The sequence below is a fragment of the Tritonibacter mobilis F1926 genome, assembly GCF_000376545.2.
GTDB classification, from domain to species: Bacteria; Pseudomonadota; Alphaproteobacteria; order Rhodobacterales; family Rhodobacteraceae; genus Epibacterium; species Epibacterium mobile.
Genome location: NZ_CP015230.1, coordinates 2,146,841 through 2,168,818, shown reverse-complemented (window position 1 = coordinate 2,168,818; position 21,978 = coordinate 2,146,841). Strand labels below are relative to the sequence as shown.

At 58.1% G+C, this 21,978-nt stretch carries 20 protein-coding genes and 1 pseudogene; 11 read left to right on the top strand and 10 right to left on the bottom strand.

Translation table 11 applies throughout. The annotated features are described in order from the left end of the window. Positions 1–51: 51 nt before the first annotated feature. The gene (locus tag K529_RS23050; protein ID WP_080929616.1) at positions 52–555 is read right to left on the bottom strand and encodes an RES family NAD+ phosphorylase; all 504 of its coding nucleotides are present in this window, start codon (positions 553–555) and stop codon (positions 52–54) included. Further along, positions 524–1,465: a thioredoxin-disulfide reductase gene (gene trxB, locus K529_RS10305; RefSeq protein WP_005616515.1), complete on the bottom strand. Its 942-nt coding sequence runs from the start codon at positions 1,463–1,465 to the stop codon at positions 524–526. Before trxB ends, K529_RS23050 begins: the two co-directional genes overlap by 32 nt. 245 nt (positions 1,466–1,710) lie before the next feature. Here trxB and K529_RS10300 point away from each other — a divergent pair, with 245 nt between their 5' ends. Then, positions 1,711–2,211 (top strand): Lrp/AsnC family transcriptional regulator, encoded by a 501-nt coding sequence (locus K529_RS10300; RefSeq protein WP_005616514.1) that lies wholly within the window; start codon positions 1,711–1,713, stop codon positions 2,209–2,211. 31 nt (positions 2,212–2,242) lie between these two features. On the opposite strand, the gene K529_RS10295 is transcribed toward K529_RS10300, so the two are convergent. From K529_RS10295 to lgt, 5 genes are all read right to left on the bottom strand, one after another. After that, complete coding sequence (locus K529_RS10295) at positions 2,243–3,010, bottom strand: Hint domain-containing protein (protein ID WP_225262726.1); 768 nt, start codon at positions 3,008–3,010, stop codon at positions 2,243–2,245. Between the two features lie 245 nt (positions 3,011–3,255). Then, positions 3,256–3,411, bottom strand: coding sequence for a hypothetical protein (locus tag K529_RS23675; protein ID WP_198528117.1), 156 nt, complete (start codon positions 3,409–3,411; stop codon positions 3,256–3,258). A gap of 278 nt (positions 3,412–3,689) precedes the next feature. Continuing rightward, positions 3,690–4,457: a peptidoglycan editing factor PgeF gene (pgeF, locus tag K529_RS10290; protein ID WP_005616510.1), complete on the bottom strand. Its 768-nt coding sequence runs from the start codon at positions 4,455–4,457 to the stop codon at positions 3,690–3,692. Beyond that, positions 4,454–5,527 carry a class I SAM-dependent methyltransferase gene (locus tag K529_RS10285; RefSeq protein ID WP_005616507.1) on the bottom strand — a complete coding sequence of 358 codons (1,074 nt, stop codon included), beginning with the start codon at positions 5,525–5,527 and terminating at the stop codon, positions 4,454–4,456. Before K529_RS10285 ends, pgeF begins: the two co-directional genes overlap by 4 nt. Then, on the bottom strand, positions 5,524–6,432 hold the full coding sequence (gene lgt, locus K529_RS10280; RefSeq protein ID WP_005616503.1) for a prolipoprotein diacylglyceryl transferase: 909 nt from the start codon (positions 6,430–6,432) through the stop codon (positions 5,524–5,526). Before lgt ends, K529_RS10285 begins: the two co-directional genes overlap by 4 nt. Positions 6,433–6,546: 114 nt before the next feature. Between lgt and K529_RS10275 the strand changes: the two genes are divergently transcribed. The 5 genes from K529_RS10275 to K529_RS10255 all read left to right on the top strand — a co-directional run bounded on the left by K529_RS10275 (position 6,547) and on the right by K529_RS10255 (position 10,009). Next, the gene (locus tag K529_RS10275; RefSeq protein ID WP_005616501.1) at positions 6,547–6,792 is read left to right on the top strand and encodes an accessory factor UbiK family protein; all 246 of its coding nucleotides are present in this window, start codon (positions 6,547–6,549) and stop codon (positions 6,790–6,792) included. Between the two features lie 528 nt (positions 6,793–7,320). After that, positions 7,321–7,821, top strand: coding sequence for a type III secretion system chaperone family protein (locus K529_RS10270; protein WP_005616499.1), 501 nt, complete (start codon positions 7,321–7,323; stop codon positions 7,819–7,821). A gap of 61 nt (positions 7,822–7,882) precedes the next feature. Continuing rightward, positions 7,883–8,698 carry a pyrroline-5-carboxylate reductase gene (proC, locus tag K529_RS10265; protein ID WP_005616498.1) on the top strand — a complete coding sequence of 272 codons (816 nt, stop codon included), beginning with the start codon at positions 7,883–7,885 and terminating at the stop codon, positions 8,696–8,698. After that, positions 8,691–9,041 (top strand): tRNA-binding protein, encoded by a 351-nt coding sequence (locus tag K529_RS10260; RefSeq protein ID WP_005616497.1) that lies wholly within the window; start codon positions 8,691–8,693, stop codon positions 9,039–9,041. Before proC ends, K529_RS10260 begins: the two co-directional genes overlap by 8 nt. Then, entirely contained in the window at positions 9,041–10,009 is a 969-nt protein-coding gene (locus tag K529_RS10255) for a 2-hydroxyacid dehydrogenase (protein ID WP_005616496.1), read from the top strand. The genes K529_RS10260 and K529_RS10255 overlap by 1 nt, the downstream gene beginning before the upstream one ends. Before the next feature lie 95 nt (positions 10,010–10,104). On the opposite strand, the gene K529_RS10250 is transcribed toward K529_RS10255, so the two are convergent. Beyond that, positions 10,105–10,707 carry a thymidine kinase gene (locus K529_RS10250; protein WP_005616495.1) on the bottom strand — a complete coding sequence of 201 codons (603 nt, stop codon included), beginning with the start codon at positions 10,705–10,707 and terminating at the stop codon, positions 10,105–10,107. A gap of 500 nt (positions 10,708–11,207) precedes the next feature. Here K529_RS10250 and K529_RS10245 point away from each other — a divergent pair, with 500 nt between their 5' ends. After that, a complete protein-coding gene (locus tag K529_RS10245; protein ID WP_005616493.1) occupies positions 11,208–11,669 on the top strand; it encodes a hypothetical protein in 462 nt (153 codons plus the stop codon). 139 nt (positions 11,670–11,808) lie between these two features. Further along, positions 11,809–11,970 (top strand): annotated as a pseudogene (locus K529_RS23825) (arsenical resistance protein ArsH); the annotation flags it as partial. A 75-nt stretch (positions 11,971–12,045) separates the two neighbouring features. Here the strand turns inward: K529_RS23825 and K529_RS10235 are convergent. Continuing rightward, the gene (locus tag K529_RS10235; protein ID WP_005616488.1) at positions 12,046–13,170 is read right to left on the bottom strand and encodes a beta-ketoacyl-ACP synthase III; all 1,125 of its coding nucleotides are present in this window, start codon (positions 13,168–13,170) and stop codon (positions 12,046–12,048) included. A gap of 217 nt (positions 13,171–13,387) precedes the next feature. Between K529_RS10235 and K529_RS10230 the strand changes: the two genes are divergently transcribed. The 3 genes from K529_RS10230 to K529_RS10220 are packed head-to-tail and all read left to right on the top strand — an operon-like array spanning position 13,388 to position 17,993. Next, a complete protein-coding gene (locus K529_RS10230; RefSeq protein ID WP_005616486.1) occupies positions 13,388–13,870 on the top strand; it encodes a MarR family winged helix-turn-helix transcriptional regulator in 483 nt (160 codons plus the stop codon). Continuing rightward, positions 13,867–14,928, top strand: coding sequence for an efflux RND transporter periplasmic adaptor subunit (locus tag K529_RS10225; RefSeq protein WP_005616483.1), 1,062 nt, complete (start codon positions 13,867–13,869; stop codon positions 14,926–14,928). Before K529_RS10230 ends, K529_RS10225 begins: the two co-directional genes overlap by 4 nt. A gap of 11 nt (positions 14,929–14,939) precedes the next feature. Continuing rightward, the gene (locus K529_RS10220; protein ID WP_005616480.1) at positions 14,940–17,993 is read left to right on the top strand and encodes an efflux RND transporter permease subunit; all 3,054 of its coding nucleotides are present in this window, start codon (positions 14,940–14,942) and stop codon (positions 17,991–17,993) included. A gap of 519 nt (positions 17,994–18,512) precedes the next feature. Here K529_RS10220 and carB read toward each other — a convergent pair. Next, a complete protein-coding gene (gene carB / locus K529_RS10215; RefSeq protein WP_005616477.1) occupies positions 18,513–21,875 on the bottom strand; it encodes a carbamoyl-phosphate synthase large subunit in 3,363 nt (1,120 codons plus the stop codon). Positions 21,876–21,978 lie beyond the last annotated feature (103 nt).

Here is a 21,978-nt window from a genome sequence, read left to right as displayed (position 1 = left end):
TTCAGTGCCGTTATCTGCCATCTAAAGGCAAAACCCTCCATGTGGCCCTTGCTATTCTTCTAGACGAGGTTCGGTGGCTCTTGGCCAAGGTTGGAAGGTGTTAATGCGACCAGAAAAGATGTCCGCGCTAAAAAATACCGCATGTGTCAAATCGGGACGGGAGCGAGAGGAATATAGAATTCCATCTGCATTATGTGCGCGGGCTTGATCGCTAATAGCCCAAGTTGGCGATGGCTGCCCGCTCTCGTGAACATCTTGCCACACCATCGAGGCGTCATTGTTGTGCGTGACATCCAGTAAGCTGGCATTGCGCACATCTAGCGCGAGGATCACCCGAGCGGGATCACGAGCGGTGACATATCGTTTGATCGCGACGCCACAGCCTTCTGCGGTGAGGGACGTGTATATCGCAAACTGACCAGAGTGGTGGAACCGCCCGGCAGGCGCGCGGGCGGCTTCAAATGGAGCGTTAGACTGGTCCGCGAACAAGATCCTCCAGACGGTGCCGGAGAATCTTACCAGTTCACTCCTGCTCGGCAAGGAAGCGTTCTGCATCAAGCGCGGCCATGCAGCCCATACCGGCAGAGGTGACAGCCTGACGGTATTTGTGGTCAGTCAGATCGCCTGCTGCAAAGATACCGGGGATTGAGGTCTCAGTCGTGCCGGGTTTTACCTTCACATAGCCGCCGTTATGGGTCTCAAGCACATCTTTGACCAACTCGGTCGCAGGGGCGTGGCCGATGGCGACGAACACACCCTTGGCCGGGATCTCGGTGATCTCGCCGGTCTTGGTGTGTTTCACCCGCACAGCCTCAACGCCCAAGGGCGCATCGGTGCCGACAACTTCATCGAGTTCGTGGAACCACAGTGGCTCGATCTTTTCGTTTTTCATCAGCCGGTCGATCAGGATCTTTTCGGCGCGCAACTCGTCGCGGCGGTGGATCAGGGTGACCTTGGAGGCAAAGTTGGTGAGGAACAGCGCTTCCTCGACGGCGGTGTTGCCGCCGCCGATCACCACGATCTCCTGACCGCGATAGAAAAACCCGTCGCAGGTGGCGCAGGCGGAAACGCCAAAGCCCTTGAACTTTTCTTCCGAGGGCAGACCCAACCATTTGGCGCGCGCGCCGGTGGCGAGGATCACTGCATCCGCCGTATAAGTGGTGCCGCTGTCACCCTTGGCCACAAACGGGCGGCTGGACGTGTCGAGTGAGGTGATGATGTCACCGATGATCTCGGTGCCCATGGCGCGGGCGTGGGATTCCATGTTGACCATGAGATCAGGACCCTGGATCTCGGTGTGACCGGGCCAGTTCTCCACCTCTGTGGTGGTGGTCAGCTGGCCGCCCGGCTCGATGCCCTGCACAAGGATCGGTTCCAGCATCGCGCGGCTGGCATATACGGCGGCCGTGTAGCCTGCTGGGCCGGAGCCGACGATAAGAACCTTTGTGTGGCGCGTTTCGCTCATGGTTTTTCCCCAGATGATTTGTGCTTGCGGTCTTGCCGCCGTCGGAGACTGCATATAACTGCGACGCGCGCATGCTTAAAGACCTTCGTTCGTTCTTGCCACAGGTAGCGAGAGCGCTGGGGTGTGAATGGACACGCCCAAGCAGAGCGAAGCGCGCTACAAGAATGTTGCCAGTTTGTGAAATAATGTTGCGTGACAGCCCGTCTCTGCTATAAGAAACGCAATTTTCAGGAGAAAGCCACCCAATGGTCACCACACGTCTGGACCCGATTGACCGGAAGATTCTGTCGGAGCTGCAGGCCGATGGCCGGATGACGAATGTCGAACTGGCCAAGCGCGTCGGGATTTCTGCGCCGCCCTGTTTGCGCCGCGTACGCGCGCTTGAAGAAGCGGGATTGATCCGTGGCTATCATGCGGAAGTGAATGACCGTGAACTGGGCTTTGAGGTGCAGGTCTTTGCGATGGTCGGGCTGGAAAGCCAGGCCGAAGCCGAATTGAGCGCGTTTGAGGAAAAGTGCCGCAGCTGGCCCTTGGTGCGCGAGTGTCACATGCTGAATGGCGAAGTCGATTTCATCCTGAAATGCGTGGCACCAGACCTGTCGACGTTCCAAAGCTTTCTCACCAGCGATTTGCTGACCACGCCAAATGTGGCCAGTGTCAAAACATCGCTTGTCATCCGGGGCGCCAAGGATGAACCGGGTGTGCCATTTGATGTGCTCGAAGAGCGCTTGTCGCGCGAAGCCTGAACAAGCATCGCCGTAACATTAGAACCCGTGATCAGGCCTGCGTCGTGCGGGCCCGATCAAAGGCAAGTGCGCCGAAATCGGAGATCTTGTCCGCGTGAGGGAACATGTTCAAGAACAACGTCTTGATCGGGTAACTCACCAGCTTTAGCGCATCTGGGCCGGGATGGTAGGTTTCAAACTCAAGCCCGCCAACCTTGATGACCGCATGTTGCGCAAGGCAGAGATGGTACATGTCCACCGGCGCGGGCGGCGTGGTCTCGACGATGTTCATGCCATCAATGAATTCCACCACCGGCGTCAGCAGGGGGCTATCGCCTTCGGCGTGCCGCAGGTGAATCGGCGTGCGCAAGAGCCGTGCCGAAGGCCCTGTCACCACACATGACATTGGCTTTTCCATGCCAAGACTGTCGGCCATGAAGCTGGTTAGCGAAAGCTGCGCCCCGGTGGCAGCCTTATGGCCGGGCACCATTGTGGTCATGCCCTTCCAGATCAACGGCTGGTAGCTGCCATCCCGCGTCAGCACGCGGTCACCGGGATAAAGGTCCTCGATTGCGACCGGGCCAAAGTCAGTTTCAATCAGTGAGCCACGCGTGAAAGCTGTAAAGGCTTGCTCAAACAGGGGCAGGGCCGGAGCAATGTGTCGGGTCTCGGCCGGGTTGCCGTTTGGCAAAAGGCTTGCAACCTCATAGCGGCGTAGCTGTGGCTTGGACCCACCGGGCAACGCCTGAGCCTGCGGCATCAGTGGCTTGACTTTGGCTATGTTGGCGGCAGCGCGCTCTAATGACTGAGGTAAGGTCAAATTACCGGTCCTCTTTACTTTTGGCATGCGCTTCGGCCCCCACCGATGCACATACGCGTGACTTTATGCCCAATCTCGCGCCCTATCAGGATCTATTCCGATACGTGCAACCCGCAGAAAGTTGGACACGCGCATTTCAGATGCCTTAGCCAGAGGTTGGCTGGACTGGGTTATGAATCCTGCAGGGGAATCCCACAGGGATGCCGGATTCTCCGGCGGCCGCTCAAGACACGGTCTCAGACCGGTCAGGCGGATTTGGCGACAGAAACAGTCTTAATCGTTGCCTTCTGGCGCCGGGCAATCATCGCCTTGCGCGTTGCGCCGCGTGTCCATGGCATTTTCACATCCTGAGATTTGGAAGTCGAAACGATGGATTTCACGAAGCGTGATTGCGCGGGCATTCTTTGTCTCCTGTCCACCTGAGCCGGTGGTTGAATTCTTTCATGGAGACTGTTTTCGACGAACATTGAGGTCTGAATATGACCGATACATGGAAAGACGCGGAGCGGTCGGTATCAAAAGTATAGGAGCGGCAAGAGAATCTACGGGTTTGATTTTCATGCGTAAAAGGCACTGGATGACGCCGGGGAAGGGGCGCTGGCGTGCAAACACACGTGGATTGTGGCGCAGTCAGGCGTGATTTGCCACAAATTGAATGGAGTTTGCGCGCGTTTCAGACCTACAGGCGAATACAGGAAATCAACCGTCCGTAGTCCGCATCTTTTGCGTGCGTTGCGCGACGGTATGAATAAAAGCGCTCCGGGTCTGAATAGGTGCAGTGTCGTGTCCACTCACAGGCGTCGATCCCGGCACCGCGCAGCTTGGCGAGCCCAAGGCCCGGCAGGTCAAAGAGCATCCGATCACCCTCGCCTTGGGCAAAGAAGCGGGCGTTTGCCTGATCCTGCGATAGGAAGTCCTCAAAAAACTCTGGTCCGACTTCATACGCACGCTGAGAAATGGTCGGACCGATCACGGCGCGAATGCCGTCTCGTGTCGCGCCCAATGTGAGCATTGCGTCGACCGTGGCCTCCAGCACGCCGTCGAGAGTGCCACGCCAGCCTGCATGTGCAGCGCCAATCACGCCAGCTGAAGCGTCGGCAAAAAGTACAGGCTGACAGTCTGCCGTTAATACAGAAAGCACCACATCCGGGTTTGTGGTCACCATTGCATCGACTTTGGGTCTTGGCGCGTCAGGATCTGTGGGCAGGGCATCAATCACAGCCACATCCGCCGAATGAACCTGATGCATACCCAAGAGCGCCCCAGTTGGCGCCCCCATCGCATCCGCAACACGTGCCCGGTTTAGCATGACGGCCTCGCGCTGGTCAGATGACCCAATCCCGCAGTTGAGCCCCTCAAACACCCCCGAAGACGCCCCCCCTTTACGGGTAAAAAAGCCGTGCGCGACGGGAGACAATAGAGCGGATTTGACGGATTCGAGTGTCATTTTTCCAGTCCTGCGGGGGGAGGGGATTGAGTGGGATAGAGGCCGAGCACTTTGAACAGGTTTCCCATTTCCTGCGGGTGCGTCAACCGTCGATGTGCAGAAACAATCTGGTCGAGCGGCGCGCCTTCCAGCCCGCTCGCGAGCGCGCGCGCGCGCTCGGTGATGCCGAGCCGCTCCAGAAACACCCCCTGTGGTGTCAGGCGCGTGTGGGCACATCCCGAGATCCGTGCGGCATTGCATATCGCTTCGAAATCCACATGTGCTGTCAGATCGGCACGACCGGGGTTTTGCAGCGGATCGGTGGGCGCGTGGGCGCGCAACGCCTGTAATGTGTCACCGAGTGAGCGCCAGTCACCGTAATCGACCACTAAGGCTGCGCCACCATGGTCGGCTATGCGCTGGGCGATGGCTTCGGTCACGACGGCGGCAATTTCGCAATGTTCAACCAGATCACCGTGTTTGGTGTCCTCGATCCGATGGGCAAGTGCAGGCTGCGGCGCGGCTGCTCCAAGCCCAAGGGCCAAGGCGCTGGCATCATCAGTCAGCCCCACGCGCCGTTCGCGCCATTGGGTCTCGTCGCGCTGAAACTGTCGGATTGGCAATGCGTCGAAGAACTCATTGGCCACCAGTAAAAGTGGCTGTTGTGGCAGATCCTCAACAGACGGCAGCCAGCGCGGCGCGTAGGGCGCGAGCGCGACCTCTTGGAGGTTGCGCAGACGCGGAGAGGCCTCAATGAGCGTCAGATCCATGGCGTCGTGAAAACCCGGCACCGCGCGTGTTGCACGCAGCATGTCTGCCATCAGTGTTCCGCGACCGGGACCAAGCTCCGCCAGTGTAAACGGGGCAGGGCCGCCTTGATCAAGCCACGCCTGAACCAGCGCGAGACCTAAGAGTTCGCCAAACATCTGACTGATTTCCGGCGCAGTGATGAAGTCACCTTCCGCACCGATTGCGGTGGCCGTCGTGTAATACCCGTGCTCGGGATGGAGCAGGCATTCAGACATATACTCAGCCACGCTCATCGGGCCGTCGAGATGAATGCGGCGGCGCAGTGTGTCCATGAGGCTCATGCGCGGGCCTCTGCCGTGGCCGCGTGGCGTGCACGTAGGATGAACCAAAGCCCCAGAGCAATCATCGGCACGGAGAGAGCCTGACCCTGTGTGAGCCCGTAGCCGCCGATCTGCCATGCCAGACCCAGAGGGTTACCGTCAGAGATGAACTGCGCGTCGGGTTGGCGAAAAAACTCAACAATGAACCGTGCGATACCATACCCTGCAAGGAAGGTGCCAAGAATGCGGCCCGGCGCATGAAAGGCGTTGCGGCGATAAACCATCCAAAGGATGAGGGCGCCGAGGACCAGCCCTTCCATCGCGGCTTCATAGAGTTGGCTGGGGTGGCGTGCGCAGATTTCGCCCAAGGCTTGGCCGCAGTCCTGTGCAGCGCGCCCCGGGAAGGCCACACCCCATGGCAAATCAGTGGCGCGCCCCCAGAGTTCGGCATTGACGAAGTTTGCAAGCCGCCCAAGTAGCAAGCCCGGCGCAACAGTGTGGGCGACCAGATCGGCAATTTGCAGTTTGTCGATATTCTGCGCGCGGGCATAGAGCCATGTGGCCACCACAACACCCAGAAGACCGCCATGAAAGGCCATGCCCCCTTCCCAGATGCGCAGAATCTGTGCGGGATTTTCTAGATAGACAGAGGGTTGATAGAACAGGACATACCCGAGGCGGCCACCAAGGATCACACCGAGGATGATCCAGGTCATCAGATCCTCGACCTGACGGGGCGTCATTGGCGCCGTTTCATTGGGCCAAAGTGCAGGGCGTTTGACGGCGCGTGCAGCCAGATGCCACGCGATCAGGATACCTGCGATATAGGCCAGCGCATACCAGCGCAGCGCAAATTCCGTCCCGAATAGGGAGATGGAAAATATCTCCGGCGACAGGTTTGGGAATTGGATCATTTCTGCCAGCATGGGGTCCTCTGTGCCTCTTTGGGGCAAGTCCTGTCAACGGCTTGCCGTTTGCGCCTCAAGTGCCCATATAGGGGGTAAGCCTCACGTAGGTAAGACATGAACCGGGAGATGGCCATGCAGACCCGCAACAAGATTATGGATGATATTTCGCAATTGATGACCAACGCCATGGGCGTGGCGCAAGGCGCGAAGGATGAAGCCGAAACAGCGATGAAAAGCATGATTGATCGCTGGCTCGCGGATCGCGATTTTGTGACCCGTGAGGAGTTCGATGCGGTGCGTGCCATGGCACAAAAGGCCCGCGAAGAAAACGAGACGCTGAAGGCCCGTCTGGACGCGCTGGAAGCCAAGTCGAACTAAGGCTGTTTTCGCGCGCCGTTCAGGCACTGGCTGTGTCAGTGTTTTGAATGCGTGCGCTGCTTTATGGGAAAAGGGATGCGTTCACGCATCCCTTTTTCAGTTTGAGCCCCTGTCGGAGGCTGCGCTCCGACAGGGGCGCTGACGCCCGAGGCCGTTGGACTGACCCAATAGTGAGCCGGGAGAGATCTCCTGCTCCTGCCGCAGGATTCGAATGGTTAACGGCGCGAAGGGTGAAATTTCGTGAGAACAGGCGATGGGCCTGGCCCGCCAGCTCCTATCCCGGGCCGCCAGTCTAGGCGGTTCGGGTAACGCTCTTATGTCAGCTTAACGCAACAACGATATTTTGCACGTTTTTTCCAGTCATCCACAACTTATTGCAGTTGTCCCCAAATAAAGGGTTGCCAGATGCGGACGGCAGGATCACCATATTTAGTAGGGAGTGGGGAAACTCTCCCCGTCCTTAGATCATACAGCTAGCATTAGGGGCACATTGGGGCTCCGAAAGCTAGAGACCAGAGAGGTGGCATCATGGCACTTTCCGAGCACGAGCTGCAGGACGACCTTCACCCCATCGATATCGTTGAGAACCTCGCCTCCCATCATGACTGGGATTTCGATCGGATCGCCGACGACCAGATCGCGATGGCGGTCGAAGGGCAGTGGCGCACTTACTCGTTGACCCTTGCGTGGTCTGATTACGACGAGACCCTGCGCTTGGTGTGTAGCTTTGAGATGGAGCCGCCAGAGGCGAAAGTGCCGCAGCTTTATGAACTGATCAATCATATGAATGATCAGTGCTGGGCCGGGGCGTTCAGCTACTGGCCGGAACATAAGCTGATGCTATATCGCTATGGGCTGGTGCTTTCGGGCGGGCAAATGGCCACACCGGAACAGGTGGATGCCATTGTGCAGGCCGCTGTCAGCAATTGCGAGCGCTACTACCCTGCAATCCAATTGATGGTGTGGGGCGAGCGTCCCGCCAAAGAAGCGATGCAGGTCGCCATTGCAGAGGCCTACGGCCGGGCGTAAGTCTTACCCCCATCGACCGGTCGCAGACTGGCAGCAACCAATAGGACAGATGGGGGATATCATGGATATAGAACAGATCGCAGCGCGAGGGCTGGTTCTTTTGGGCTGCGGCAAGATGGGGTCGGCCATGCTAAAGGGCTGGCTGGAACGAGGACTGCCACGCGAAGCGGTCTTTGTAATGGACCCCAATCCCTCCGAGTGGTTGAAGGGAACCGGTGTTCACATCAACGCCGAGGTGCCAGAGCAGCCTGCGATCGTGCTGGTTGCCGTGAAACCGCAGGTCATGGGGGCGGCGCTGCCGTCTGCGAAATCCTATGGTGGCGGCGGGACGCTGTTTATCTCTGTGGCGGCAGGCACGTCGATTGCGACCTTTGAAACGATGCTCGGGGAGGGGACGCCGATTGTCCGTGCCATGCCCAACACACCCGCGGCGGTCGGTCGCGGGATTACGGCTTTGATCGGCAACGCGCATGTAGATGAGACGAAGTTGGCTCAGGCCGAGGCTTTGCTGCAAGCTGTGGGGCAGACTGTGCGTCTTGAGCATGAGGGCCAAATGGATGCAGTGACCGGCGTCAGTGGCTCTGGGCCCGCCTACGTGTTCCACATGATTGAGACATTGGCAGCAGCAGGTGTGGCCCGGGGGCTCTCTGAAGAGCTTGCGATGCAATTGGCAAAAGCGACGGTTGCGGGCGCGGGTGCGCTTGCGGAGGCCGCAGATGAGGACCCAAGCCAGCTGCGGGTCAATGTGACCAGCCCGAATGGCACCACGCAGGCAGCGCTCGAGGTTTTGATGGATGAAAACGCAGGCTTCCCGCCGCTGCTCAAGCGCGCGGTTGAGGCCGCCACGAAGCGTTCGGAGGAATTGTCCCGTGGCTGAGATTTCTTTTGATGACTTTCTCAAGGTCGATGTGCGTGTGGGCACGGTGGTGCGGGCAGAACCCTATCCGGAGGCCCGTAGGCCTGCGATCAAGATGTGGATCGATTTTGGCGATGAGATTGGCGAGCGAAAATCCTCGGCACAAGTGACGGCGCATTACACGCCCGAGGCTTTGGTTGGCAAACAGGTGATGGCAGTGGTGAACTTCCCACCGCGCCAGATCGGAAAATTCATGTCAGAGGTTCTTGTGCTTGGTCTGCCGGATGAGAGTGGCGAGATCGTATTGATCGGCCCGGATGGTGATGTTTCGGTTGATGTGCCAACCGGTGGGCGGATGCACTGATGGGCGCGCATGCAAATGGACGTGTTCTGATCGCGCGGCCGATGACCTCAGCCGTTGAAGCGCGCGCACGGTCAGAATTTGATGTGGAGTTCCGCCAAAGCACACAGCCGATGAGCCGTGAAGAGATGATCGCGAGCCTTCGAGATTTCGACGTGGTGGTGCCGACATTAGGGGATGCCTTTAGCGCCGAGATATTTGCAGAGGTTCCAGAGCCGCGTTGCCGGTTGTTGGCAAACTTCGGTGTTGGTTTTAATCACATCGACGCGGCTGCGGCACGTGCGGCTGGGATCGAAGTGAGCAACACGCCCGGTGCGGTTACGGATGCCACGGCGGATATTGCCCTGACGCTGATGCTGATGACCGCCCGCCGCGCAGCCGAGGGAGAGCGGTTGGTGCGGTCTGGTCATTGGCAGGGCTGGCATCCGACGCAGATGTTGGGCCTGCATCTGTCCGGTAAACGGCTTGGGGTCGTTGGATTGGGACGGATAGGTAATGCAATCGCGCGCCGGGCACATTTCGGCTTTGGGATGGAGATTTCCTATCTGGCACGCAGCGATAAAACGACGGATTACCCGGCTGCTCGTGCGGAAAGCCTGATCGCCTTGGCGAAGTCAGTCGATATGCTGGTGGTGGCCGTTCCCGGTGGTGCAGGAACGCATCACTTGATCAATGCAGAGGTGCTGAGTGCGATGCGCTCTCATGCGCATTTGGTCAATATTGCCCGCGGGGAAGTGGTGGATGAAGCGGCACTGATTGCTGCGCTACAGACCGGTCAGATCGCTGGGGTGGGTCTTGATGTTTATGAGTTTGAGCCCCACGTGCCGCAAGCATTGCGGGCCTTGGAAAATGTCACCTTGCTGCCGCATCTGGGCACCGCGACAGAAGAGGTGCGCAGTGCCATGGGGCATATGGCGCTGGACAATGTCGCAGCCGCCCTGCGGGGAGAGGCTGTTCCCAACCCGGTTTGAACCTATTGTCCTGACGCCTGTCACATGAGGGGCGCTGCCCCTCTGGGCCCTATTGGGCCCATTCACCCCGGGATATTTTGGGTTAGAAGAATGGCCTAGCTGCCGTCTGATGGCGCTGGGAGATCGCCCATTGCAGCGCGCCAGTGGCGGCGGCAGAGTGAGACATAGGTTTCATTGCCGCCGATCTGAACCTGATCGCCTTCGGTCAACACATTGCCCTGATCGTCTTGGCGGACCACCATGGTGGCTTTCTTTCCGCAATGGCAAATAGTGCGGACCTCTCGCATTTCGTCCGCCAGCGCCAGCAGGGTGGCGGAACCGGGAAAGAGGTTGCCTTGAAAATCGACCCTGAGACCAAAAGCCAGCACCGGAACACGCAGATCATCTACCACACGGGCCAGTTGCCAGACCTGTTCGCGGGTCAGGAACTGGGCTTCATCGACAAAAATCGCAGCGACGGATCCCTGTTTCAGGCGGTTCGCGATTTTCTCAAACAAGTTATCTTCTGCGGCGAAGATGTCTGCCTCGGCGCTGATGCCGATACGAGATGCTATCCGACCGGTGCCCGCGCGGTCATCGACGCGCGCGGTGAGCAGGTAGGTCTGCATCTTGTTTTCGCGATAGTTGTGAGACGCCTGCAGCAGAACCGTGGATTTGCCCGCATTCATCGTGGAGTAGTTAAAATAGAGCTTGGCCATGGGCAGGGTCTAACCGCATCGCAAGCTTTAGAAAAGATGAAAGCTCTGATGTGCTGGGCCGTTGATGGGCGAGGGGGCGTTGCCGCAACGTCATCGCGCCGGTTGCAGTGCTCGGTTCGGTCAAAAAACGCATTGGGGAGCAGAGTGTGACCTTAATGTGGTCACGCAATTATCACATATTCGTGTGGTGTGACGCCCCCAAAGGATAGAGTGCAGCCCAGAACGCCAAGCGCTTAATACTGAACTGTTTTTTGTCCTTTGGGGGACATCAGATCGGGCAGACCAATTGCCTCTTTAAAAAGACCGATCACTCACTCACAGGGCCGGCCCTTTAGATCCAGCGTGACCGATACACACACTCACACCACTCTTGAAAATCAAGCCATCACGCCGGGTCTGGCAAAGATATGGCAATTCGGGTAAGCAAACTTAATGGGAAATTAATCGCGAGGTTCCCCGATGCGTATGCGCGGGGACATCCACTTGGGTAAAAGAGCATTATGGCGGATATCGGGACGTATCTGAAGAAGCATACCGAAGCACTTGTGAAGGATGTGGGGATCGAGGCCGCCTGCCAGATCACCGGAAAATCAAAAGCCACATTAGGGCGCTATTATTCTGAGAATTCGGAGCATGCCGACAGGTTCATCCCGGTCGATGCAGTTGCAAAACTCGAAGGGGCAGCGTCATTTCCGCATGTCACTTCTGCGCTTGCGGATCTGAAAAATATCACGCTGTCATACGCGTCTGGTGAGAAGGGTGCCGTGTCACGCCCCGGCGGTGTAAACACAGATGTCATCGCATTGAGCCGACGTTTTGCGCAGCTGATGAGCGAGTATCAAGATGCGATCGCGGACGGCATTATTACCGTGAACGAGGCCAAGCGCCTGTTGAAGGAAACGGTTTTGTTGCAGCAGGTGCTCTTGGATATGAAGCTGCATCTCGAAGAAGAGAGTGGCTGAAACACCTGGTCTCATGCCTGTGGACCTCGATGATCTACCAGAAATCGTAGACGGTGCGTTGTATCCAGTTGATGTAGAACTGTTGGCTGCATCTGATGATCCGCGTCATCCGCCGCGCATTCTGCTGCTTTATGGCTCACTGCCTGAGGGGGCCTATTACCGCCGGATCGTTGATGTGATGGAGGAGTTGGTGAAATTCACTTGGCTCACACGTGGACGCAGCGCTTATCTGACGGATCGCTATTCCGAGCGTGTGGAGACTGTTGAGGCCGTTCACGCACGTGTGTCGAAGACCAGCTGAGGCACATTAAGAGCCTGATGTGATTAAGCGGTGCGCGCCCTGACCGGGCGCGCGCTTTTTTGTTGGGGAGTGGCGTCAGGATTTGCGGCGCAGAAGGACAGAGCCGACAGAATACCCTGCGCCGAAAGAGCAGATCAGGCCGGTCTCACCATCCATCAAATCGTCCGAATATTGCGAGAAAGCGATGATCGATCCAGCAGATGAGGTATTCGCATAGTCTTGCAGGATGTTGGGTTGCTCTTCTGGTTCAGGCGTGCGTCCCAAAACCTTTTTGCCAATGAAATCGTTCATGGTTTTATTGGCTTGGTGCAGCCAAAGGCGTTTGAGATCCGCGGCTTCCACACCTTCTGCCGCCATATGGTCGGCGATGTGCTGGCTGACCATGGGCAGCACTTCCTTAAACACTTTGCGACCGTTTTGCATGAATTGCATATCACGGCGGTCGGCCACCCCATCCGGGCGGGAGCGGCGCAAATAGCCGTTGTTGTTGCGGATGTTGTTGGAAAACTCGGTGGCGCAGCGCGTTGAGAGGATCTCGAAATGCGCGCCGGTGGCGTCTTGGCCCCGCTCAATCAGCGTCGCGGTGGCCACATCACCAAAGATAAAGTGGCAATCTCGGTCGCGCCATTCCAAGTGCCCAGAGCAGATCTCAGGGTTCACGACCAATGCCGCGCGGATGGAGCCGGAGCGGATCATATCTGCGGCAGCCTGAATGCCAAAGGTTGCGGAAGAACAAGCGACATTCATATCAAATGCAAAGCCGTTGATACCCAACAACTGTTGGATCTCGATGGCGACGGCGGGATAGGCGCGCTCCATATTGGAAGCTGCGCAAATCACCAGATCGATGTCTGCGGCAGTTTTTCCCGCCTGCGCCAGCGCTTTTTGGGCGGCATCTACGGCCATTTCCGCCATGATGCCAGGCTCGTCATCGCTGCGCTGTCGCAGCTGCGGGTGCATGATTTCAGGGTCAAGCACACCGGCTTTATCCATGACAAAGCGGTTCTCGATACCGGAGGCTTTGAGGATAAACTCCTCCGAGGAGTACTGGAGGGGCTCGCGCTCACCGGCGGCGATGGCCTCGGCATGCTTTGCGTTCTGCAGGTCCACATAGGCGTTGAAGGCCTTGACCAGTTCTGCGTTGGTGATGCGTTCGGATGGGGTGTAGACCCCGGTGCCGGTAATGGCAGCTGTGTACATTTTAACGTCCCAGGTCGCGGGCCCACTGTTCGGGCCTTGTCTCAAGGTGGCGCATATAGGGCCCGTTTCAACACTCAAGGTCAAGGGCAGCATCGTAATCTGACCTGCATGCCCTTGGGGCAGTTCGATGTGTTTTTAAGGAAAGTTCCGCGAAAAACCGGACATGTCCCTTTAAATACTTCACGCGGTGAACTATTTGGCGTGCAGGAGTCGAGATATGACCACTGAACATTCAGATATTTGGGAACTTTACACGCCGGAAGTGCAGGCCATGATGGGGGTCTTTGCACTGCACTGGCAGTTGGAGCAACGTCTGAATGATGTCTGTCTTGAGGGGCAGCTGGGGCGCTCTGAGCACCAGTTGCTGCTTATCCTCGCGCGGCCTCGCCGCATGGGGGAACTGGCACGGCTGACGCGCAAGACGCCGTCTGCAATGACAGCAGCTGCGGCTGTGCTGGAGCAACTAGGTCTGATCCACCGGGTGAGGGACCCCGGTGATGGCAGAGCATGGTTGTTGGAACTGACGAATGAGGGGCGCAAGCGTCGAGAGCAATTGGTCGATGCGGCATCCGGGATATTTTACGAAACATCGGGCCTGACGCGGGATGAAGCGGAAATCCTCGCCCGGCTCGCACAAAAAATTCACAATAAGGCCGTTCAGTCGGGCGCTGTGGGACCCTGTGAAGGAGATCAGACATGACAATGTTATCTATCCGGGCAGTGATGCTTGGGGTGGTTCTTGCGGGGCCACTGGCAGCGCAGGCGCAGGATGAAACGCTAGCCAAGGAACTGCTAAAACCGGTCAAATTGATGACCGCCGATGGGGGATCAGCCCCACTGGAGCGGCGGTTCTTTGGTCAGGTCGCAGCGAAAGAAACGGTCGATCTGGCCTTTCAGGTGGGCGGCCAGGTTCTGGAACTGCCGGTGACCGAAGGTGATGTTATCCCAGAAGGCGGATTGATTTCGCAACTTGATCTGGAGACGTTCAAACTGCAGCTTGAGCAGGCGGTTTTGAACAAGCAGCAGGCAGATCGGAACAAGGAGCGCAACGCGCGTCTTGCGGGCACTGTGAGCCAAGTGGCGATTGAAGACGCCGAAACGGCGGCTGGCCTTGCCGAAGTCGCGCTTCGCACCGCGCAAACCAATCTCGATCATGCCACGCTCTATGCGCCTTTTGATGCGCTTGTTGCGCGGCGTGAGGTTGCGCAATTCTCGACCGTTTCTGCAGGCACCCCCATTGCACGCCTTCATGACATGTCAGAGTTGCACGTGGAAATCGACGTTCCCGAACTTTTGTTCCAAAAGGCCAATGAGAGCGATGCCTTTGAAATCGTGGCGACCTTTCCCGGTAGCAAGAATGAGTATCCGCTTGAGATCCTCGAATATGTCGCAGAAGCCTCTGCGGTGGGGCAAACCTACCGGGTGACCCTTTCGATGGAGCCGCCAGAAGACCACCATATTCTGCCGGGCGCGTCGACCACCGTGAGTGTGCGCGTCATGACAGGGCTGCACCGCATTGCTTTGCCTGCGACGGCCATCGTGACAACACCAGAGGGTGTGACAGGGGTTATGATTTTCACCCCGACAGGTGCCGATGCGGGCGCGGTCACGTGGACCGAGGTCGAAATCGAACCCAACCAGTTTGGCACCTTCGATGTGCTATCGGGTGTAAACGACGGTGATGAGGTTGTTCTGACCGGGGGCGCTGCGCTCAAGGATGGGCAAGCCGTACGTCGCTTTGTCGGCTTCAGCAACTGAGGCACTGAAACATGGACATTGCACGCGGATCTATTCAGCGGCCACTCTACACGTGGCTGATCATGCTCTTTGCCCTGTTCGGGGGCATCTGGGGTTTTCTCTCTCTGGGTCGACTGGAGGACCCGGCCTTTACCATCAAACAGGCGGTGATCCAGACCACCTATGCAGGCGCCAGCGCCGAACAAGTGGCGCTGGAAGTCTCCGAACCATTGGAATCCGCCATCCAGAAGATGGAGGAAGTGAAAGAAATCACATCGATGAACCGGCCGGGCGTGTCGATCATCGAAGTGGAAATGCAAGACACATACGACGGCTCTGAGCTGCCGCAAATCTGGACGAAACTGCGGGCCAAAGTACGTGATGCCGCGCGTGGGCTGCCGGACGGGGTCAGTGAACCACTGGTCAACGACAGCTTTGGTGACGTGTTTGGGATTTTCTACGCTGTGACGGCGGAAGGCTTTTCCGACAAGGAGAAATACGAACTCTCCACTTATCTCCGTCGGGAACTTCTGACCGTCGACGGCGTAGCAGATGTCGACATCGCAGGATTGCGCAACGAGACGATCTATGTCGAGCCTGACATGCCGATTGCCACGAACCTCGGGGTGTCGGTGAACGCGATTGCCAATGCCATTGCGACATCCAACTCAGTCACGCCAGCAGGTGAGATCAAGGCCGGGTCGATGAACACGATCCTGCAGACGCCGGAAGGGTCAGATTCCGTCTCGGAGATTGCGGGCCTCACGGTGGGTGTCGGTGGTGAAACCATCAATATTATCGACATCGCCAACGTTTGGCGTGGGCGCGAGATTGATCCAAGCGAGCTGATCCGTTTCAACGGTGTCGAGGCGTTCACGCTTGGTGTGTCGGGCGTTGCCAATGAAAACATCGTTGATGTTGGTCACCGTGTGGACGCTAAGCTGGCCGAATTGGACAGCGATATTCCTTTTGGCGTCGAACTGCACCCGATTTATCAACAGCATATCGTGGTTGAAAAAGCCTCGAACGACTTCCTTGTGAACCTTGCCATGTCGGTCGCGATTGTCATCGTGGTGCTGGCTCTGTTCATGGGGTGGCGTGCGGCTGTTGTGGTTGGCTCAACGCTGCTTTTGACGGTGGTGGGGACGCTCTTTTTCATGGCGTTGTTCTCGATCGAGATGGAACGGATCTCGCTCGGTGCGCTGATCATCGCCATGGGGATGTTGGTGGACAATGCCATTGTGGTTGCCGAAGGCATGCAAATCTCTATGCAAAAAGGCAAATCCTCACGCGAGGCTGCCCATGAGGCTGCATCCAAAACGCAGATCCCGCTTCTGGGGGCGACGGTCATCGGCATCATGGCTTTTGCGGGTATCGGCCTCAGTCCGGATGCCACGGGTGAGTTCATGTTCTCCCTCTTTGCGGTGATTGGCATCTCGTTGCTGTTGAGCTGGATCTTGGCGCTGACGGTGACTCCTTTGCTGGGGCACTACTTCTTCAAACGCGGCTCTGGCGACGATCAGGACAGTTACAGTGGCTTCCTGTTCCGCAGCTATGGGGCACTGTTGCGCGGGGCACTAAAAGCGCGTTGGCTCGTGGTGGTTGGTCTGGTTGGCATAACCGTGATGTGTTTCATGGGCTTTGCTCTGATCAAACAGCAGTTCTTCCCGAACTCCAATACACCCTTGTTTTACGTGCACTACAAGCTCCCGCAGGGAACCGCGATCGAAACCACGTCGGCACATATGGCGGAGGTTGAGGACTGGCTTGCTGCGCGCGATGACGTGGTGTCCACAGCCACATTCGTGGGGCAGGGCGCAACACGTTTCCTGCTGACCTATGCCGCGGAAAAGGCGAACCCGAGCTACGGACATTTGATTATCCGCACCGAAAACCTAGAGCAGATCCCGCCGTTGCAGGCGGAACTTGAGGCTTGGGGTAAGGAGCATTTCCCGGAAGGGGAGTTCCGCACCGAACGGCTGGTCTTTGGTCCCGGTGGCGGCGCACCTGTTGAGGTGCGGTTCTCCGGGCCGGATCCGGCCGTGCTGCGCAAACTCGCGGAAGAAGCAAAGACCGTGCTTGAAACCGAGAGCACACTCACGCGTGATATCCGTCATGACTGGCGCGAGCAGGAATTGGTGCTAAAGCCGATTTATGCAACGGACCGGGCACAAACGGCGGGGATCACCCGCGAGGCGATCGCCAACGCGCTGCAGTTTTCCACCAATGGGGTGACGACGGGTGTGTTCCGCGAACGCGAGCGGCTTATCCCAATCGTCATGCGCCAGCCGCCTGAAGACCCCTATAATGTGATGAACCAGGTGGTTTTCTCTGAAACGTCTGGCAGCTGGATCCCGCTTGAACAGATGATCGACGGGATCACCTATGAGGTGCAGAACACGCTCGTGCATCGCCGCGACCGGGTCTACACGATCACTGTTGGGGCAGACGTCCTGCCAGATGTGACAGCGGCCACGGCCTTCAATGAGGTGCAGGCTGCGATTGAGGCCATTGACGTGCCGGTGGGCTACAAGATGGAATGGGGCGGGGAGCATGAAAACTCCTCCGAGGCCAATGAAAGCCTCGGCAAGCAACTGCCTTTGTCGCTGTTGATTATGGTGCTGATCTCGGTGCTGTTGTTCAACGCGATCCGTCAGCCGATCATTATCTGGCTGTTGGTCCCGATGAGCGTCAACGGTGTGGTTCTTGGCCTTTTGGGCACCGGGTTGCCCTTTACGTTCACGGCACTTCTGGGGCTTCTCAGCCTGTCGGGTATGCTGATCAAGAACGGTATTGTCCTGGTGGAGGAGATCGACATTGTTCGGCGCGAAGAGGGGCTGCCGCTGCGTGAGAGCATTGTGAAGGCCTCTGTGTCGCGTCTGCGCCCGGTGATGCTGGCGGCGATCACGACCATCCTCGGCATGGCGCCTTTGATGAGTGATGCATTCTTTGTGTCGATGGCTGTCACGATCATGGGCGGTTTGGCGTTTGCAACCGTCCTTACGCTGGTGGCCGCGCCTGTCTTCTATCTGATCTTTTTCAAAGGGGTAGAACGGCAGGAACAAAAAGCTGCTGCCGCAGCCTGAGACAATCGCCCTTATCTGTTTTGCGGGCGATGCGGCCGACACGGCCATTTTCAGAGTGGCATGACTTCAAAATAAGAAAAGCCCCGTGGACCTGACCCACGGGGCTTTTCCGTTATGGGGAGATCAAAGGTTGGCCATCTGTGAGGGGTGAGAGAGCAAATGATGACCGGAGGGAACATGATCTTCCGCTGCCCTTCTGGGCCGCTCTATGCAGGAATGAGTGTGCAGCCGCAGATGAGTCGCCGCAACGGGCGCGCCGTTAGATGCGCGCAAATATCAGATCCAATTGTCTGAAACTATTTGGGGCGACCAGAGCGCATTCCACCACATCACGCAGAGGATTGGAGGGTGGCGGTTGCAGCGCAGGCCCGAATGGGCCTGCGCTGCAACCGCCCGGATCGGATCGCCTATGGCGATCCGACCGCTCTTAGCCGATGGGCAGAGATCAAAAAGAAACGCCCCCGAAAACCGAGGGCGTTTCTTCTTCGACAGAGTGCCAGTGGGCACGCATTCTGGTGTTTAACCCTGAAGGCTCTTTACCTCGACCTCACCCTCAGCCTGCGCCTGAATGGCGCGTGCTGCAGCATGAGCGCCAGCCGCAGTTGTGAAGTAGGGGATCTTGTCATAGAGCGCCACTTCACGCATCGGTTTGGAGTCTTCGACGGCTTGCGTCCCTTCGGTCGTGTTCAGCACCAGTTGGATGCCACCGTCCTTGAGCATATCCACCACATGCGGACGGCCCTCATAGACCTTGTTCACAATGGCGCATTCGACCCCGTGACCGGCAAGCCAGCCTTGGGTGCCGCGAGTTGCGACCAGTTCAAACCCCTGACCAATCAGGATACGGGCGGTGTCGAGCATCACCTCGGTTTTATCCTGATCTTTGATCGAGATGAATGCGCGGCCTTTGCTGGGGAGTACCATGCCAGCCCCCATCTGAGCCTTGAGGAAGGCACGCGCAAAGCTGCGATCCCAGCCCATGACCTCGCCGGTGGAGCGCATCTCTGGACCCAGAATGGTGTCGACGCCGGGGAAGCGGGCGAAGGGCAGCACGGCCTCTTTGACGGAGAACCAAGGCATATCCGGATCGGCAAGCGTCATCGGATCAGCCATGGGGGTGTTCACATCATACCCTGCATCCGGCTCGTATGGGGCGCGTTGCGGGAAGTTTGAGAGCGGCTCTCCCGCCATCACGCGGGCCGCGATGGATGCAATTGCGCTGTCGGTGGCTTTGGCGACAAAAGGCACAGTCCGGGACGCGCGTGGGTTCACCTCGATGAGGTAGATCTCATTGTCCTTGATTGCGAACTGCACGTTCATCAGGCCAACCACATTGAGCGCCTTGGCAAGCGCAAAGCTCTGCTCCTTGATGCGTTCAATCACGTCCTTATCAAGGGAGTAGGGCGGCAGGGAGCAGGCGCTATCGCCGGAGTGAACGCCAGCCTCTTCGATGTGTTGCATAATGCCAGCGACATGCACGTCGGTGCCATCACAGATCGCATCCACATCGAGTTCCACCGCACCGGACAGATAGCTGTCCAGCAGTACCGGGCTGTCGCCAGAGACCACCACGGCCTCTTTGATGTAGCGCTTCAACTGATCCATATCGCGCACGATTTCCATCGCACGGCCACCCAGCACATAGGAGGGGCGGATCACCAGCGGGAAGCCGATTTCCTCAGCGATTTTCAGCGCTTGTTCATCGGTGGAGGCGATGCCGTTCTTGGGCTGTTTCAGGCCCAGTTCGTTGACCAGTGCCTGGAACCGCTCGCGGTCTTCGGCAAGGTCGATCGCGTCCGGTGTGGTGCCGAGGATCGGGATGCCTTCGGCCTCCAGCGCGTTGGCGAGTTTGAGCGGGGTCTGGCCGCCGAACTGGACGATAACGCCGTGGAGCGTGCCGTTTTCCTGCTCGACACGCAGGATCTCCATCACATGCTCCATCGTCAGGGGCTCAAAGTACAGGCGATCCGAGGTGTCATAGTCGGTCGAGACGGTCTCCGGGTTACAGTTGACCATGATGGTCTCATAGCCCGCATCCGTAAGCGCGAAACATGCATGACAGCAGCAATAATCAAATTCGATGCCCTGACCGATCCGGTTCGGACCACCGCCAAGGATGACGACCTTTTTGCGATCTGAGGGGCGCGCCTCGCATTCCACCTCCCCCATCATCGGGCTCTCATAGGTGGAGTACATATAGGGTGTTTGCGCCTCGAATTCGGCGGCGCAGGTGTCGATGCGTTTGAACACCGCCTTGACGCCAAGGTTGTGACGGGCCCGGCGGACGTTGTCCTCGTCACGACCGGTGAGCGCGCCGAGGCGGGCGTCGGAGAAGCCGAGCATCTTGAGGGCGCGCAGCTTGTCTTCGCGCATCGGCAGGCCGTTTTTGCGAACTTCACGCTCGGCGTCGATAATCTCGCGGATGCGGGCGAGGAACCAAGGGTCAAATTTGGTGACGCCCTGAATTTCGGCATCCGACAGACCGTGACGCATGGCTTGCGCGATGGTGCGCAGCCGGTCCGGTGTCTGCTGGCTGATGGCCTTGATGACGGCTGCCTTGTCGTCGGCGCCAACGCTTTCCCAGAGACCGGCATGCACACCGGGAATATCGACTTCGTCAAAGCCGGTGAGGCCCGATTCCATCGAGGCGAGCGCTTTTTGCATCGATTCGTGGATGGTGCGGCCAATCGCCATGGCCTCGCCCACGGATTTCATTGCGGTGGTCAGATAAGGCTCGGAACCGGGGAATTTCTCGAAGGCGAATTTCGGGATCTTGGTGACCACATAGTCGATGGTCGGCTCAAAGGACGCAGGCGTCACTTTGGTGATGTCGTTGTCGAGCTCGTCGAGCGTGTAGCCCACCGCGAGTTTCGCGGCGATTTTGGCAATCGGAAAGCCGGTGGCTTTGGAGGCCAGTGCCGAAGAACGGGACACACGCGGGTTCATCTCGATCACGACCATGCGGCCATCATCGGGGTTCACGGCCCATTGCACGTTGGAACCACCAGTCTCGACGCCGATCTCGCGCAGAACCGCAATCGATGCGGTACGCATGATCTGGTATTCCTTGTCGGTCAAGGTCAGCGCGGGCGCAACGGTGATCGAGTCGCCAGTGTGCACGCCCATCGGGTCGACGTTCTCAATCGAGCAGACGATAATGGCGTTATCCGCTTTGTCGCGGACCACTTCCATTTCGTATTCTTTCCAGCCCAAAAGGCTCTCATCGACGAGGATTTGGTTCACCGGTGAGGCATCCATGCCAGAGCGGCAGTAATGGATGTAGTCCTCTCGGTTGTACGCCACACCGCCACCGGTGCCGCCGAGGGTGAAGGCCGGGCGGATGATCGCGGGCAGGCCGATATCCTCAAGTGCCTCGAGCGCGATCTGCACCCCGGCCTCAAGATCCGCACTGCCGTTGTCTTTTTTCGGAGCGGTGACGATGGTGGCCCGAGGGTTTTCAAGGCCGAGGCGGTCCATCGCTTCGCGGAACAGCTTGCGGTCTTCGGCCATCTCGATAGCCTCGCGCTTGGCGCCGATCATCTCGACGTTGTATTTCTCCAGCACACCCATTTCCTCAAGCGCGAGCGAGGTGTTGAGGCCGGTTTGCCCGCCCATGGTCGGCAAGAGCGCGTCGGGGCGTTCCTTCTCAATGATCTTGGCGACTACCTCGGGGGTGATCGGTTCGATATAGGTGGCATCCGCAAGGCCCGGGTCGGTCATGATCGTTGCCGGGTTGGAGTTCACGAGGATAACGCGGTAACCTTCTTCGCGCAGCGCTTTACAGGCTTGTGCGCCGGAATAGTCGAATTCGCAGGCCTGGCCGATGACGATGGGCCCGGCGCCAATGATCATGATCGACTTGATATCGGTTCTCTTCGGCATGGCGGGCGTCCTTTTGACAGAAATTACGGCGTGGCAGTCTGAATCAGGCGCGGGCAGCGCCCAAATTGTCCTGCGTTATAGGCAGCGAGACGAAAGGTGCAAG